This window comes from Paracidovorax wautersii (assembly GCF_900113035.1).
GTDB lineage: Bacteria > Pseudomonadota > Gammaproteobacteria > Burkholderiales > Burkholderiaceae_C > Paracidovorax > Paracidovorax wautersii.
The window spans coordinates 32,083-46,637 of sequence record NZ_FONX01000002.1; the positions used below are offsets into that span (position 1 = coordinate 32,083).

A 14,555-nucleotide genomic window follows, 5' to 3' on the forward strand; every position below is an offset into this window, starting at 1 on the left:
TTCCTAGAATGAATTCGCCGGTCCGCCAGCCCTGGCGGACACCTCCACATCCCCGCGCTCCTTTCCGCGCCCGGCTCCCTGCTTCGCAGACAACGACGACTCTTCACCCACCCCGAGGGAACCCACTCCATGCCCATCCAGCCCGTCTCCCGCACCGTGCCCCCCACCGCATTCTCCCGCCGCCGCGCCCTGCAGGGCACGGCCCTGCTGCTGGCCGGTGCGCTGCTGGCCGGCCCCGCCGCCGCCCAGGCCAAGAAGGAAGTGGTGATCGGCTACCAGGACATGGTGCTGCCCTGGCGCCAGGCGCAGGAGACCCAGGAGCTGGAGAAGCGCACCGGCTACAAGGTCAGCTACCGCAAGCTGGGCAGCGGGGCCGAGGTGGTGCGCGCGCTGGCCTCCGGCGCCATCCAGATCGGCGAGGCCGGCTCCGCGCCGATCGCGGCGGCGCTCTCGCAGGGCGTGCCGATCGAGGTCTTCTGGGTGCTGGACAACATCAACGACGCCGAGGCGCTGGTGGCGCGCAACGGTTCGGGCGTGACCACGCTGGCGGATCTCAAGGGCAAGAAGATCGGCCTGCCCTTCGTTTCCACCACCCACTTCCATGCGCTGGTGGCGCTGCAGGACGCGGGCGTGGACACGAAGAGCGTGCGCATCGTGAACCTGCGCCCGCCCGAGATCCTGGCCGCCTGGGAGCGCGGCGACATCGACGCCACCTTCGTCTGGGACCCGGTGCTCGCCAAGGTCAAGCACAGCGGCAAGGTGCTGGTCACCTCGGGCCAGATCGCCGCCAAGACCGGCAAGGCCACCTTCGACGCGCTGGCCGTGGGCAAGGACTTCGCCCGCGACAACGACGCCTTCCTCACCCAGTTCGTGCAGGTGCTGGCCGATGCCGACAAGGCCTATACCGCCCACGCCGCCAGCTGGACGGCCGATTCGGCGCCGGTGCGTGCGGTGGCCAAGTGGTCCGGCGCCGAGGCGCAGACGGTGCCCGCCAGCCTGGCGCTCTATGCCTTCGTGCCGCCCGCCGAGCAGGCCGGCCCGAAATGGCTGGGCGGTGGCAAGGATTCGGTCGTGGCGCGCTCGCTGGCCGCCACCGCCGCCTTCCTGAAAGAGCAGGGCACGGTCCAGTCCGTGCTGCCCGACTATTCCGTGGGCGTGAACCCCACCTGGGTGCAACGTGCGCGCTGAACCTGAACCCGGCACGCCCACCGGTACCGCCGCCCCGGGCCGTCTGGCCGTGCGGGGCCTGAGCGTGCGCTATGCCGGCACCGAGCAGCCCGCGCTGCAGGGCGTCCATCTCGACATCGCCGGCGGCGAGCTGGTGGTGGCGCTGGGCGCCTCCGGCTGCGGCAAGACCACCTTGCTCAATTGCATGGCCGGCTTCACCGCACCCTCGGCCGGCAGCATCGCGCTGGATGGCGAGCCCATCACGGGGCCTGGCGCCGAACGCGGCGTGGTGTTCCAGAAGCATGCCCTCATGCCCTGGCTCAACGTGATCGACAACGTGGCCCTGGGGCTGCGCCTGCGCGGTGTTTCACGTGAAACACGGCAGCGGCTGGCCGGCGAGCGGCTGGCGCAGGTCGGGCTGGAATCTTTCGCGCACGCGCCCGTGTGGCAGCTCTCGGGCGGCATGCAGCAGCGCGTGGGCATCGCCCGGGCCCTGGCCAGCGACCCGCAGGTGCTGCTGATGGACGAACCCTTCAGCGCGCTGGACGCCTTCACCCGCGAATCGCTGCAGCAGCTGGTGCTGCAGCTCTGGCAGGGCACCGGCAAGACCATCTTCTTCATCACCCACGACGTGGAGGAGGCGCTGTTCCTCGCCTCGCGCCTGGTCGTGATGGCGCCGCGCCCGGGCCGCATCGCCCACGAGCATGCGCTGGGCTTCAACCAGTCCTTCCTGCAGGGCCAGCCCGCACGCAGCGTGAAATCCGCCGCCGAATTCATCGCCTGGCGCGAGCGGGTGCTGGACGAGGTGGCGCACAGCCGCACCCGCGAACCGGAGCACACCCATGTCTGACCACGCCTTGACCACGCCGCTGCCGGCACCGCGCCCGGCCCATGCTGCAATCGGGGCCCAGCCCGCAGGCCCGCAGCCGCTGCCCGCCGTCGCCCCGTTCCGGCTGCCCGGCCAGGGCGACAGCCGGGCCCTGAGCGCGGCCAGCATCGCCGCGCTGGTGCTGCTGTGGTGGCTGGCGACCGAGCTGCAATGGGTCAAGCCGCTCTTTCTGCCGGCGCCCGGCGCGGTGCTGCAGGCCCTGGGCGACGCCTGGGCCGGCCGCATCCAGGGCGGCGAGCCGCTCTGGATGCATCTGGAGTGGAGCGCCATCCGCGTGTTCGGCGCCTTCGCGCTGGCCGCCGTCACCGCCGTGCCCATCGGCATCGCCATGGGGGTGAACCGGGTGGCGCGCGGCGTGTTCGACCCGGCCATCGAGTTCTACCGCCCGCTGCCGCCGCTGGCCTATCTGCCGCTGATCGTGATCTGGTTCGGCATCGACGAGACGGCCAAGATCCTGCTGATCTACCTGGCCTGCTTCGCGCCCATCGCACTGGCGGCCCGCGCCGGGGTGCGCAGCGCCAGCGTGGAGCAGATCAACGCCGCCCTGTCGCTAGGCGCGAGCCGCTGGCAGCTGGTGCGCCATGTGATCGTGCCGGCTGCGCTGCCGGAGATCCTGGTGGGCCTGCGCATCGCCATCGGCTTCGGCTGGACTACGCTGGTGGCCGCCGAAATGGTGGCGGCCACGGTGGGCATCGGGCAGATGGTGCTCAATGCCTCGAACTTCCTGCGCACCGACCTGGTGGTGGCCGGCATCCTGGTGATCGGCCTGGTGGCCTGGACGTTCGACCTGGGCATGCGCTGGGCCGAGGCGCGCCTCGTGCCCTGGAAGGGACGCGGCTGAGCAGCGGGCCGCCGCGCCTTCCTGCCAACGCCGCTCTTCCTGTCTGACGCCTTACTTCAGCAGGCCTTCGGCCTTGAGCGCGGCCTGCACGCCGGGGCGGGCGCCCACGCGGGCCAGGTAGGCCTGCAGGTGCTGCAGGCCCGAGAGGTCCACCGCCACCAGGCGGCCCCAGTTGCAGACGGTGAACAGATAGCCGTCGGCGACCGAGAAGTGTTCGCCCAGCAGCCATTCCTTGCCTTCGAGCTGGCTGTCCATCCACTGCATGCGCTGCAGCAGCTTGTCGCGGGCGATGGTCTTGTAAGCGTCGGGCGTGGCCGGGTTGAAGAGGGGGCTGAAGCCCTTGTGCAGTTCGGTGCTGATGAAGTTCAGCCATTCCTGCAGGCGGTAGCGGCCCAGCGTGCCGTTGGCCGGCGCCAGGTTCTTGTGCGGGGCCTGATCGGCGATGTATTGCACGATGGCCGGGCCTTCGCGCAGGCGGCTGCCGTCGTCCAGCTCCAGCACGGGCACGTAGCCCAGCGGGTTGATCTCGTAGAAGTCCGAGCCGTCCTGCAGCTTGTGGCTCTTGGTGCTCACCAGCACGGGCGTGAAGGCGAGGCCGGCCTCCTGCAGCGCGATATGGGGAGACAGGGAGCAGGCACCGGGACTGTAGTAGAGCTTCATGGAATGACCTGAATAAAGGGTTGAACGGGGAGGGGCGTGGAAAGGGGCGGCGCTGCGCGCCACCCCGCCTGGAGCAGGCCTCAGGGGACAGCACTGCATGCTAGCGCGAAGCCCGCCCGCGTGCTGGCGGCGGACTGAGAGAGCCTTGGCCCCAGCTCAGCCCGGCTGGGAGGGGCCGAAGTCCAGCTCGGGCAGCATGGCCTGGAGCGCATCGAGGGCCTCGGGCCCGCGCAGCGGCCGCAGCCGATCCAGCAAGACGATGTCGCTGGCCAGCGCATAGGCCATGGTCCATTGGCGGAACCGCCGGCCGTCGCGCAGCGGGCCGTAGTGGTGCAACGTGAAGTCGGTATGGCGGGGGTCCTGCGGCAGGCGTGCCAGCAGGGCATCGACGGCCTGGACGGGCCCTTCCACGTACTGGCAGAACGACTGCCCGTCGAACACCAGCACCCCCGAAAGACCCTGCACGGCATTGGTCGCACGCGCATGGCGGATGATGGCGGCTACGGCCGTGGCGGGCTCGCCAGGCTGCAGCATGCTGGTATAGAGGAATTGCGAAAGCGAGAGCTGGGACATGCGAGGGACGGGAAAAGGAAGCTCTTGCGAACGGCCGCGGCCTCCATGTTCGCAGGATTCCGCGTCGCTGTAGGACTACTGCCCGAGCCCAGAAACCCCGTCGCTCCCCATTTCATAGCGGCAGGCGCATGCGCTGCGCGGGTTGGCCTGTGAACAACGCCAGCGCCAGCGGGGTGTCAGTCGTTGCAACAAATTGTCGTGGCGCCCACCGCCGCCCGGAGCGTTCTGCGGCGCCCATTGGGGCCACACAAGCACCGGATGTTTCACGTGAAACACCACAGGCCGGCCCCACCAGCGACAGAAAAGGCCCAGCGTGGGAAAATTGCCGGTTCCCCTTAGGTTTGTGAGGGCCGCATCCACCGGCCCGGAGAGTGAAGCACCATGTTGTACCCCCAGGAATTCGATGTCATCGTCGTCGGTGGCGGCCATGCCGGCACCGAGGCCGCGCTCGCCGCCGCACGCATGGGCAGCAAGACCTTGCTGCTGACGCACAACATCGAGACGCTGGGGCAGATGAGCTGCAACCCCAGCATCGGCGGCATCGGCAAGGGCCATCTGGTCAAGGAAGTCGATGCGCTGGGCGGCGCCATGGCGCTGGCCACCGACGAAGGCGGCATCCAGTTCCGCACGCTCAACAGCTCCAAGGGCCCGGCCGTGCGCGCCACCCGAGCGCAGGCCGACCGCGTGCTCTACAAGGCTGCCATCCGCCGCATGCTGGAGAACCAGCCCAACCTGTGGCTGTTCCAGCAGGCCGTCGATGACCTGATGGTGGAGGGCGACCGCGTGGTGGGCGCCGTCACGCAGGTGGGCATCGCCTTCCGCTCGCGCACCGTGGTGCTGACGGCCGGCACCTTCCTGGACGGCAAGATCCACGTCGGCCTGAACAACTATTCCGCAGGCCGCGCGGGCGACCCGCCGGCCGTGAGCCTGTCGGCGCGCCTCAAGGAACTGCAGCTGCCGCAAGGGCGCCTGAAGACCGGCACGCCGCCGCGCATCGACGGCCGCAGCATCGACTTCAGCCAGCTCGAAGAGCAGCCCGGCGACGGCATGCCCGGCGGCGTGAACGAGGGCACGGTGCCCGTGTTCAGCTTCATGGGCAACGCTGCCATGCACCCGCGCCAGGTGCCGTGCTGGGTCACGCACACCAACGAGCGCACGCACGAGATCATCCGCTCCGGCTTCGACCGCAGCCCCATGTTCACCGGCAAGATCGAGGGCGTGGGCCCGCGCTACTGCCCCAGCGTGGAAGACAAGATCAACCGCTTCGCCGACAAGGACAGCCACCAGATCTTCCTGGAACCCGAGGGTCTCACCACCCACGAGTTCTACCCCAACGGCATCTCCACCAGCCTGCCGTTCGACGTGCAGTACGACCTGGTCCGCTCCATGCGCGGCCTGGAGAACGCCCACATCCTGCGCCCGGGCTACGCCATCGAATACGACTACTTCGACCCGCGCTCGCTCAAGAGCAGCTTCGAGACGCGCCAGATCCAGGGCCTCTTCTTCGCCGGCCAGATCAACGGCACCACGGGCTACGAGGAAGCCGCAGCGCAAGGCCTGTTCGCGGGCATCAACGCCGCACTGCAGTGCCGTGGCGAAGAAGCCTGGCTGCCGCGCCGCGACGAAGCCTACCTGGGCGTGCTGGTGGACGACCTCATCACCAAGGGCGTGACCGAGCCCTACCGCATGTTCACCAGCCGCGCCGAATTCCGCCTGCAGCTGCGCGAAGACAACGCCGACATGCGCCTGACCGAAGCAGGGCGCCGCATGGGCCTGGTGGACGATGCCCGCTGGGACGCCTTCAGCCGCAAGCGCGACGCTGTTTCACGTGAAACAGAGCGCCTCAAGAGCACCTGGGTGAACCCGCGCAACCTGCCCGCCGCCGAATCGGCCCGCGTGCTGGGCAAGGCCATCGAACACGAATACAACCTCTTCGAGTTGCTGCGCCGCCCCGATGTGCCCTACGAGCAGCTGGTGAGCCTGGACGGCGGCAAGTACCGCTCGGCCGATGTTTCACGTGAAACGTTGGGCGAGCTGAGCGCCGCCGTGATCGAGCAGGTGGAAATCTCCGCCAAGTATTCCGGCTACATCGACCGACAGAACGACGAGGTGCAGCGCGCCGCCTATTACGAAACCCTGCGCCTGCCCGAGGCGCTGGACTATCTGCAGGTGCCCGCGCTCTCCATCGAAGTGCGGCAGAAGCTGCAGAAGCACCGGCCCGAGACGCTGGGCCAGGCCTCGCGCATCTCCGGCGTCACGCCGGCCGCCATCTCGCTGCTGCTGGTGCATCTGAAGAAGGGCGGCTTCAAGGGCTTCGCACAGCAGCCGCAGGCCGCTGCTGCCGCCGCCGCAACCACCGCAGAGACGGAAGCATCGGCATGAGCACCACGGCCGCACCCCACAATCCCTTGCTGCAGCCGCTGCAGCGCGGCATCGAAGCCCTGGGCCTCACGCTGTCGGACGCGCAGCAGCAACAGCTGCTGGACTTCCTCGCGCTGCTGCAGAAGTGGAACAAGGTCTATAACCTCACCGCCGTGCGCGACCCGCAGGAGATGCTCACGCACCACCTGCTCGACAGCCTGGCCGCCGTGCCGCCGCTGCAGCGCCATCTGGCCGCCGAGGCGGAGCAGGGCGGTGCAGCTGCCACGCAGCGCCTGCTGGACGTGGGCTCGGGCGGCGGACTGCCCGGCGTGGTGTTCGCCATCTGCTGCCCCACGCTCGACGTGAGCTGCGTGGACACGGTCGCCAAGAAGGCCGCCTTCATCCAGCAGACCGCAGCCACGCTGCGCCTGCCGCATCTGCACGGCCTGCATGCGCGGGTCGAGACGCTGGCCCAGCCCTACGACGTGGTCAGCTGCCGCGCCTTCGCCTCGCTGCCGGACTTCACCACCTGGTCCAACGGCGCACTGAAACAGAGCGGCACCTGGCTCGCCATGAAGGGCAAGCACCCGGCCGACGAGATCGCCGCGCTGCCCGCGGGCGTGTCGGTATCCCATGTGGAACCGCTGGCCGTGCCCGGCCTGGACGCCGAGCGCTGCATCGTCTGGATGCAGCGCGCCACCGCAGCGTGACGCGGCCCCGCCGCCCGCATCGCCGCTTGCCACGGAATCCGCAAGGCCAGTCGCATACACTCGCCCTCCTTTCCACAGTCCGTCCAACGCAGAGGCAACCGTAGCCATGGCCCAGATTTTTTGCATCGCCAACCAAAAGGGCGGCGTCGGCAAGACGACCACCACCGTCAACCTGGCCGCCGGCCTGGCCCAGATCGGCCAGCGCGTGCTGCTGGTCGATCTGGACCCGCAGGGCAACGCCACCATGGGCTCGGGCGTGGACAAGCGCGCGCTGGAGCTGAGCGTCTATGACGTGCTGCTCGAATCCGCCTCCATCAAGGAAGCCGCCGTCGCCGCCGAACAGTGCGGCTACCAAGTGCTGGGCGCCAACCGCGAGCTGGCCGGCGCCGAGGTCGAGCTCGTCACGCTGGACCAGCGCGAACGCCGCCTGAAAGCCGCGCTCGCCGAGGTCGATGCCGACTACGACTTCGTGCTCATCGACTGCCCGCCCAGCCTGTCCATGCTCACGCTCAACGGCCTCTGCAGCGCGCACGGCGTGATCGTGCCCATGCAGTGCGAATACTTCGCGCTCGAAGGCCTCACCGACCTGGTCAACACCATCAAGCAGGTGCATGCCAACCTCAACCGCGACCTGCAGATCATCGGCCTCTTGCGCGTGATGTTCGATCCGCGCATCACGCTGCAGGCCCAGGTCAGCGCCCAGCTCAAGGACCATTTCGGCGACAAGGTGTTCGACACCGTCATCCCCCGCAACGTGCGCCTGGCCGAAGCGCCCAGCTACGGCCTGCCCGGCGTGGTGTTCGACCCGCAGGCGCGCGGCAGCGTGGCCTTCGTCGAATTCGCCCGCGAGATGGTGCGCCGCGTGCAGGAGGGCTTGGCGCCCAAACCGGCCGCCAGCGCTTGACCCCCTTGCGCATATAGCTATCAAAAGCAGAGCAACCCCATGCAAGCCTCCAACGTGCTGATCCTGCCCGGCTGGCAGAACTCGGGCGAAGGCCACTGGCAGACCCGCTGGGAGCAGCTGCACGGCTGGCATCGCGTGGAGCAGCACGACTGGCAGCGCCCGCTGCGGGGCGACTGGTCCGCGCGGCTGGAAGAGACCGTGGTCGATGCCGACGGCCCCGTCGTGCTGGTCGCCCACAGCCTGGGCTGCATCCTCACCGCCTGGTGGGCCGCCCATTCGCGCAACACCCACAAGGTGCGGGGAGCGCTGCTGGTCGCGCCCGGCGACGTGGAATCGCCCGAAGTCGCGCCCCTGCTGCCCGGCTGGAGCCCCATCGCCCGCCAGCCCCTGCCATTCCCGGCCACCCTGGTCGCCAGCCGCAACGACCCCTATTGCCATTGGGACCGCGCCACCGCGCTGGCCGCCGCCTGGGGCGCGCAGCTGCACGACGCGGGCGAGCGCGGCCACCTCAACGCCGAATCCGGGCTGGGGGACTGGCCTGAGGGGCAGGCGCTGCTGCAGGCGCTCCAACCGTGATGCAACGCAAGCGCGCCGACCTTTCGGCGCCCTCCCTACAAACGCCGGCACCCGTGCTGCGGCCTCCGTGGCGCGCACGGGTCAAGGCCAGCATGGCGGCCGGCCTGCGGGTGGCGGTGGAACTCGGCCTAGGGATCGCCAGCCTCAGCGGCGCAGTGGTCACGGCGGCCACGGGCAAGCTGGCAGCAACAGCCATCCTGATCACGCTGGCCCTGGGCGTTTTCCTACGGTTCGCTGCGCGGCGAAGCACGCAGGCACGGCAGGCGCTAGCGCGGCCACCGGCCTGGATCGGCTGCGTGGCGGCATTGGCGGCAGTGCTGGAGGTGGCTTTTTTAGTCGAAGCCACCGGCCTTCCTGTACGCCACGACCAGCCTGGGTTCGCGCCATGGAACTGGGGCTGGGTGCTGGCCGCAGTCGCTGCGCTGTACTGGTTGCAGCGCCATTGGTTGCTCCAACGCTGGCTCGGCGCGCAAGGCCAACCCACAGCGGACTCATCCAGTCCCCGCTCTTGAGAATTAGTACGAGGAAAGACACCATATGGCCACCAAGAAACCCAAGGGCCTCGGCCGCGGGCTCGAAGCGCTGCTCGGCCCCAAGGTCGCAGACCCCCTGCAGGTCGGCAAGGCGGCTGCGGCTGCCGCTGCCACCCCCGCCGCGCCCGAAGCACCCGCCGCCAACACCGGCCTGCCCAGCACGCTGGCGCTGACCGAACTCGTGCCCGGCATCTACCAGCCGCGCACGCGCATGGACGAAGGCGCGCTCTACGAGCTGGCCGAGAGCATCAAGGCGCAGGGCATCATGCAGCCCATCCTGGTGCGGCGGCTGGCGTCGGGCGAGAACGCCGGCAAGTACGAAATCATCGCGGGCGAGCGGCGTTTCCGCGCCTCGCGCCTGGCGGGCCTGGCCGAAGTGCCGGTGCTGGTGCGCGAGGTGCCCGACGAGGCCGCCGCCGCCATGGCGCTCATCGAGAACATCCAGCGCGAAGACCTGAACCCGCTGGAAGAGGCCCAGGGCCTGGCGCGCCTGGTGCGTGAATTCGGCCTCACGCACGAGCAGGCCGCGCAGGCCGTGGGCCGCTCGCGCAGCGCCGCCAGCAACCTGCTGCGCCTCTTGAACCTGGCCGAGCCGGTGCAGACCATGCTGATGGCCGGCGACATCGACATGGGCCATGCCCGCGCGCTGCTGTCGCTGGACCGGGCCGCGCAGATCACGGCCGGCAACCAGATCGCGGCGCGCAAGCTGTCGGTGCGCGAGTCCGAGGCGCTGGTGAAGAAGCTGGGCGCCGAATTCAGCCTCACGCCCTCCCAGGCCGGCAAAAAGGAAGCCGGCAAGTCGCGCGACCTCCAGCGCGTGGAAGAAGAGCTGGCCGACCTGCTCATGGCCGCCGTCGATATCCGCATCAAGAAGCGCGTCAAGCGCGGCGGCCAGACCGAGGAGATGGGCGAGCTGGCGATCCAGTTCGGCTCGCTGGACGCGCTCAACGGCCTGATCGAGCGCCTGCGCGGCCCCGAAGCCGCCGCCTGACCGTCGCCAGCCCCTCCCGATAAGGCGCACAAGCCCTTGGCAGCCCCTGGAGCACGCCTGCGCTGGCTACCCTGGCCCCTGCCAGCCTTGCTGGCCTGGAGCGGCGCCTGGCTGGCCTTCGCGGGCCTGCAGCGCTGGCTGCCGACCGCCGCCGCGCTGGCCCTGGCATGCGCCCTGGGCACGGCGGCCAGCCTGCTGGGGCAGGGCTGGTGGCGGCGCGCGCTGATCGCGGCAGGCTTTCCGCTTTCGCTGGCGCTCACCGGCGCGGCAGCGGGCGTGCCCGCCTGGGCCTGGCTGGTGCCGCTGGCGCTGCTGCTGCTGGTCTATCCGCTCAATGCCTGGCGCGACGCGCCGCTCTTTCCCACTCCGCATGCGGCCTTAGGGGGGCTCGCGCAGCAAGCCCCGCTGCCCGCAGGCGCCGCCGTGCTGGATGCGGGCTGCGGCCTGGGCGACGGCCTCATCGCGCTGCGGCGCGCCTATCCGCAGGCCCGGCTGCACGGCCTGGAATGGAGCTGGCCGCTGCGCGCGCTATGCGCCTTGCGCTGCCCCTGGGCCCGCGTGCGGCGCGGCGACATCTGGGCCGCCTGCTGGGGCGGCTACCAGCTGGTCTATCTCTTCCAGCGGCCCGAGAGCATGGCCCGCGCCGCCGCCAAGGCCCAGGCCGAGATGGCGCCCGGCAGCTGGCTGGTCAGCCTGGCCTTCGAGGTGCCCGGCGCCACGCCCTTCGCCCGGCTGCAGCCGCCGGGCGGGCATGCGGTGTGGGTCTATCGGCTGGGCGAAGGCGGGGGCGAGTCCCCGGCCGGCACCACGGTGCCCTGAGCCAGCGCGCACAGCTTGGAGGATTCGCCCTCCACGGCGTAGATCTCGCATTGGCAGACCGCCATGCGCTTGCCCGCGCTGCGTGCCTGCGCCCGGGCGATGAGCCGGGTGCCGACGCCGGGGCGCAGGTAGTTGATCTTGAACTCCGCCGTCAGCGCATTGCCGCCCAGCGCCAGGCCGCCAGCGAAGGTGATGGCGTTGTCGGCCAGGTAGCTGAGCACCCCGCCGTGAACGAAGCCGTGCTGCTGCTGGTGATGGGGCTCGATGGTGAGCGCCAGCTCAGCGCTGCCCGGGCCCGCCGCCGTCAGCTCGGCCCCGATGAACCGGCTGAAGGGCTGGCTGGCAAAGATCTGTTGCGCGAATGTCTGGACGTCGTCCATGGCCTGCCTCCTCGATCGATCAAGCAATCTATTCATCTATCGCCTGGCGAAAGTGACGGCGTCACTCCAGGAATGACGCCGCGCCGCAGCCTGCGCTCAGAACGTGTTTACGATCTCGCAGGGGATCGCGTTGGAACGCAATCGGGATGAGTGGATGCCTCGGATGCGCCGCATGGACTCGTGCCCATGCAAGCAGCCGGGGCGTTCAATCGCCCGATTTCGCTCCAACCCGAAGGGCAGCTACGTCGGCGGGCGGTCTGCGGCGTTGCGGCGCTTGTGGATAGCCGTGCTATCCACTGCGCACCGCGCCTTGCATCCCATCCCGCCGACGTAGCTGCGCGACCCCTGGGAGATCGTAAACACGTTCTCAGATCCCCGATATCGGCGCAACCTTGTCCCACAGCGCCGAGCAGTTCGACGCCGAATCGATGGCCGAGGCGCTGATGCGTGCCGGGCTGCCCGGGGCAGTGCTCCACTGCGCCAGCGACGAGGCGAGGCCGGTGTAGGGCGTCCAGGCGCCGGGCAGGGTGGTGATCTCGCTGCCGCGGCCGGGCGAGGGCGTCCACGGCGCGGGCTGGGCCGGATTGTTCACGAAGCTGGCCCAGGCAGCGCTCATGGTGTTGGTCAGCGCCTGGCTGTCGGGCGGCGGCGGCTGGGTGCCGTGGACGTAGGCCGCATAGGCGGCATCCAGGGTGTGGAAGACATAGGGCACCTCTGCGCCGTGGCAAGCGTTGCCGCTGCCGGGCGCGCAGGCCTCCACCTCGGCCTCGGGCCGGCCCGCGTAGTACTGGTTGAGCAGGGGCGGCTGCGAGAAGAGGTAGCCGAACACCGGCGCGGCGGCGGAGGCCGCCTGGGCCTGCTTCACCGCGCGGCCGGCCAGCGCCAGGTTGCCGCAGCGGAACGCGAAGTCGTCGATCAGGCTGGCCAGCGTCACCGCCGTGCCGTTCATGAAGCCGGGGGCGGGCGCGCCGGGGGCGCGGTAGGGGTACATCGGCCGGCCCTGGGTGGCCTTGTCGTAGTTGAGGATGGTCTGGCCGTCCTTGGGCCAGACCTGCGAGATCAGGATGCGGTTGAAGCTCAGCGGGTCCAGCCCCGAGCCCAGCCGCAGATAGGCCATGTGGGCGAACACCGCGCCCTCGTCGCGGTTCATGCCGAAGACGAAGGGCTTGGGCGGCACGCCGGCCGCGCTGGCGAAGCCGGCCAGCGGCTGGCTCACGACGACGCGGCCGTCCACGTTGGGCGACCAGGGCAGGCCGTCGTGGATCTGCAGCGAGGCCTCGCCCAGCAGGCGCGCCAGGGGCTGGGCCGTGGCCTCGCGCGCGGCGGCGGTGCGCGGCGATACCTGCTGGCCGAAGACGCCCGCCGACTGCGCGGTGACGATCTGCGCCGTGGTGGCGCGCTGCAGCACCGGCCGCCCGCGCACGCAGGCCGTGACCCGGCTGCACAGCGCGTCGAGGAACACGTCGCCCAGCTTCTGCGCCTGCGCCGTGGTGCGGTAGAGCGACGCCACCGGGTTGCTCTGCATGATGGCCGCCTGGAAGCTGCCCGCGCTGCCCGGCGCGGCGAAAAGGTGCAGGCCGGTCGCCATGGCGCCTGCGCTGGCGCCGGCGATGGTCACCCGGGCCGGGTCGCCGCCGAAATCGGCGATGTACTTCTGCACCCACTGCAGCGCCATCTGCTGGTCCTGGATGCCGAAGTTGCCGCGCAGCGGCCCGCCCAGCGCGGCGTTCTCCACCGGGTCGTCGATGGCGAGAAAGCCCAGCGCGCCCAGGCGGTAGTTGATGGTGACCACCACCATGTTGCCGGCCGCGGCCAGGTAGGAGCCGTCATACAGGTTGCCCGTCAGGATCTTGCGGCGGCTGTCGTAGAGCGGCAGGTAGCCGCTGCCCTGCGTGAAGCCGCCGCCATGGATGTAGAACAGCACCGGCAGCCGGCCCGGGGCGGGCTGCGCCGCGCCCACGGCGGCCTGGGGCGTGAAGACGTTCAGGTAGAGGCAGCGCTCGTCCTGCGCGCTCACCGGGATCTGCGGGCGCGGCGACTGTGGGCAGAAGGGGCCGGGCACCGTCTGCGCCACCAGGTTGCCCCCGGGCGCCAGCATGACCGGCGGCTTGAAGCGATCGGCCTTGGCGTATTCGATGCCCATATAGCGGTTGACCGGCACGGGCGCCGTAGCGCCGGCCGGCGTGATGGCGCCGCGCAGCCCGCAGAGCGTGGGCAGCGGCGCCGGGGCAGGAGCGGCGGCAGGCGCAGCGGCATCGCTGGCTCCGGCTGCCGGCGCGGATGCGGCCGGCTGGGGGGCCGAAGCGGCCGGCGTGGGCGTGGACGCCGCCGCCGTAGCGGCAGAGGCGGCAGCAGCGGCGGCCTGGGCCGCGCTGGCGCCGATCGTCACCGTGGTGCCGTCCGCGCAGCCGTCGGGCGCCGCCGCAGCGGGGTTGGCCGCCACCGCGGGCCCGCTCAGGCCCCAGAGCAGCAGCAGGGCCGCAGGAATCGAACAGGCCGGCAAGACTCGGCGGGCGGAAGAGGGGCGTCGCATGGAAGATTTCGCTGGGCAGGGAAGGGTGTCGCGATTGTGGCGCTTCGCGGCCCGGCCCGGGGGGCAACCCTCACGCCATATGGGGTGCGCCAGGGCACCGCGCGCGCCTCGGGCCCGGGCGCGACCGCCCGGCATGCATGGCTTTGACGCTCATAAATCAATAGCATCCGACCCAGGCGGCACCGGGGCGGCGGGGCAAAGCAACGGTGTGCAGGGCAGGCGGGCGCCTTATACTCGCGCCCGTTGGTGCTCGCGTGGCCGCCCTCTTTGGCGGCAGCGCAGTTAAACGGGAACCAGGAAGGAAGCCGCCCGCCCAGGCCGGCTCCCCAACCTGGGCTGCCCCCGCAACGGTAAGCGACGAAGGACGGCGACGAGCGCCGCCTTGACTGCGTGGAACATCACGCCCACTGGAAGCCGCCAGCGCTTCCGGGAAGGGCCCACGCCAGCGTCGCCAGCCCGGATACCGGCCGACAGGGGGGTGCGGCGCCGCAAGGCGCAAGGCGTTTGCACAGCGCCGCACACCATTTCACGGAACCTGCGGGGAGGCAGGGGTCCGGGCCCGTGCGGTGCAGCCTGCCGCCATCCATCGTCGTTGTCCCATGCCAGTTTCCTTCGCAA

Annotated in this window: 14 protein-coding genes and 1 riboswitch; of the genes, 10 read left to right on the top strand and 4 right to left on the bottom strand. The window is 70.4% G+C overall.

Annotated elements, in window-relative coordinates; translation table 11 throughout:
- Positions 1-129: 129 nt before the first annotated feature.
- Genes tauA through BM070_RS02765 form a run of 3 tightly spaced genes read left to right on the top strand, consistent with a single transcriptional unit; the run spans position 130 to position 2,897 of the window.
- On the top strand, positions 130-1,188 hold the full coding sequence (tauA, locus tag BM070_RS02755; RefSeq protein ID WP_092937371.1) for a taurine ABC transporter substrate-binding protein: 1,059 nt from the start codon (positions 130-132) through the stop codon (positions 1,186-1,188).
- Positions 1,178-2,017, top strand: coding sequence for a taurine ABC transporter ATP-binding protein (locus BM070_RS02760; protein WP_434803158.1), 840 nt, complete (start codon positions 1,178-1,180; stop codon positions 2,015-2,017). Before tauA ends, BM070_RS02760 begins: the two co-directional genes overlap by 11 nt.
- A complete protein-coding gene (locus BM070_RS02765; protein ID WP_092937373.1) occupies positions 2,010-2,897 on the top strand; it encodes an ABC transporter permease subunit in 888 nt (295 codons plus the stop codon). The genes BM070_RS02760 and BM070_RS02765 overlap by 8 nt, the downstream gene beginning before the upstream one ends.
- 51 nt (positions 2,898-2,948) lie before the next feature.
- Here BM070_RS02765 and gstA read toward each other — a convergent pair whose 3' ends face one another.
- Together gstA and BM070_RS02775 are read right to left on the bottom strand one after the other, a co-directional pair.
- On the bottom strand, positions 2,949-3,557 hold the full coding sequence (gstA, locus tag BM070_RS02770) for a glutathione transferase GstA (protein WP_092937375.1): 609 nt from the start codon (positions 3,555-3,557) through the stop codon (positions 2,949-2,951).
- Between the two features lie 156 nt (positions 3,558-3,713).
- On the bottom strand, positions 3,714-4,130 hold the full coding sequence (locus tag BM070_RS02775; RefSeq protein WP_092937377.1) for a BLUF domain-containing protein: 417 nt from the start codon (positions 4,128-4,130) through the stop codon (positions 3,714-3,716).
- A 381-nt stretch (positions 4,131-4,511) separates the two neighbouring features.
- Between BM070_RS02775 and mnmG the strand changes: the two genes are divergently transcribed.
- The 7 genes from mnmG (at position 4,512) to BM070_RS02810 (ending at position 11,024) form a co-directional block, all read left to right on the top strand.
- Positions 4,512-6,512 (top strand): tRNA uridine-5-carboxymethylaminomethyl(34) synthesis enzyme MnmG, encoded by a 2,001-nt coding sequence (gene mnmG / locus BM070_RS02780; protein ID WP_092937379.1) that lies wholly within the window; start codon positions 4,512-4,514, stop codon positions 6,510-6,512.
- On the top strand, positions 6,509-7,201 hold the full coding sequence (gene rsmG / locus BM070_RS02785) for a 16S rRNA (guanine(527)-N(7))-methyltransferase RsmG (RefSeq protein ID WP_092937380.1): 693 nt from the start codon (positions 6,509-6,511) through the stop codon (positions 7,199-7,201). The genes mnmG and rsmG overlap by 4 nt, the downstream gene beginning before the upstream one ends.
- A 106-nt stretch (positions 7,202-7,307) precedes the next feature.
- Positions 7,308-8,105 (top strand): ParA family protein, encoded by a 798-nt coding sequence (locus BM070_RS02790; RefSeq protein WP_092937382.1) that lies wholly within the window; start codon positions 7,308-7,310, stop codon positions 8,103-8,105.
- A gap of 39 nt (positions 8,106-8,144) precedes the next feature.
- The gene (locus BM070_RS02795; RefSeq protein WP_092937384.1) at positions 8,145-8,681 is read left to right on the top strand and encodes an RBBP9/YdeN family alpha/beta hydrolase; all 537 of its coding nucleotides are present in this window, start codon (positions 8,145-8,147) and stop codon (positions 8,679-8,681) included.
- Positions 8,681-9,193, top strand: coding sequence for a hypothetical protein (locus BM070_RS02800; RefSeq protein ID WP_139222759.1), 513 nt, complete (start codon positions 8,681-8,683; stop codon positions 9,191-9,193). The genes BM070_RS02795 and BM070_RS02800 overlap by 1 nt, the downstream gene beginning before the upstream one ends.
- Before the next feature lie 25 nt (positions 9,194-9,218).
- Positions 9,219-10,205 carry a ParB/RepB/Spo0J family partition protein gene (locus tag BM070_RS02805; RefSeq protein ID WP_092937388.1) on the top strand — a complete coding sequence of 329 codons (987 nt, stop codon included), beginning with the start codon at positions 9,219-9,221 and terminating at the stop codon, positions 10,203-10,205.
- Between the two features lie 36 nt (positions 10,206-10,241).
- Complete coding sequence (locus BM070_RS02810) at positions 10,242-11,024, top strand: class I SAM-dependent methyltransferase (protein ID WP_245785088.1); 783 nt, start codon at positions 10,242-10,244, stop codon at positions 11,022-11,024.
- Here the strand turns inward: BM070_RS02810 and BM070_RS02815 are convergent.
- Complete coding sequence (locus BM070_RS02815) at positions 10,970-11,404, bottom strand: PaaI family thioesterase (RefSeq protein ID WP_092937390.1); 435 nt, start codon at positions 11,402-11,404, stop codon at positions 10,970-10,972. The genes BM070_RS02810 and BM070_RS02815 overlap by 55 nt on opposite strands.
- 367 nt (positions 11,405-11,771) lie before the next feature.
- Positions 11,772-13,937 (bottom strand): carboxylesterase family protein, encoded by a 2,166-nt coding sequence (locus BM070_RS02820; RefSeq protein WP_245785089.1) that lies wholly within the window; start codon positions 13,935-13,937, stop codon positions 11,772-11,774.
- Between the two features lie 227 nt (positions 13,938-14,164).
- A riboswitch (cobalamin riboswitch) is annotated at positions 14,165-14,423 on the top strand.
- Positions 14,424-14,555 lie beyond the last annotated feature (132 nt).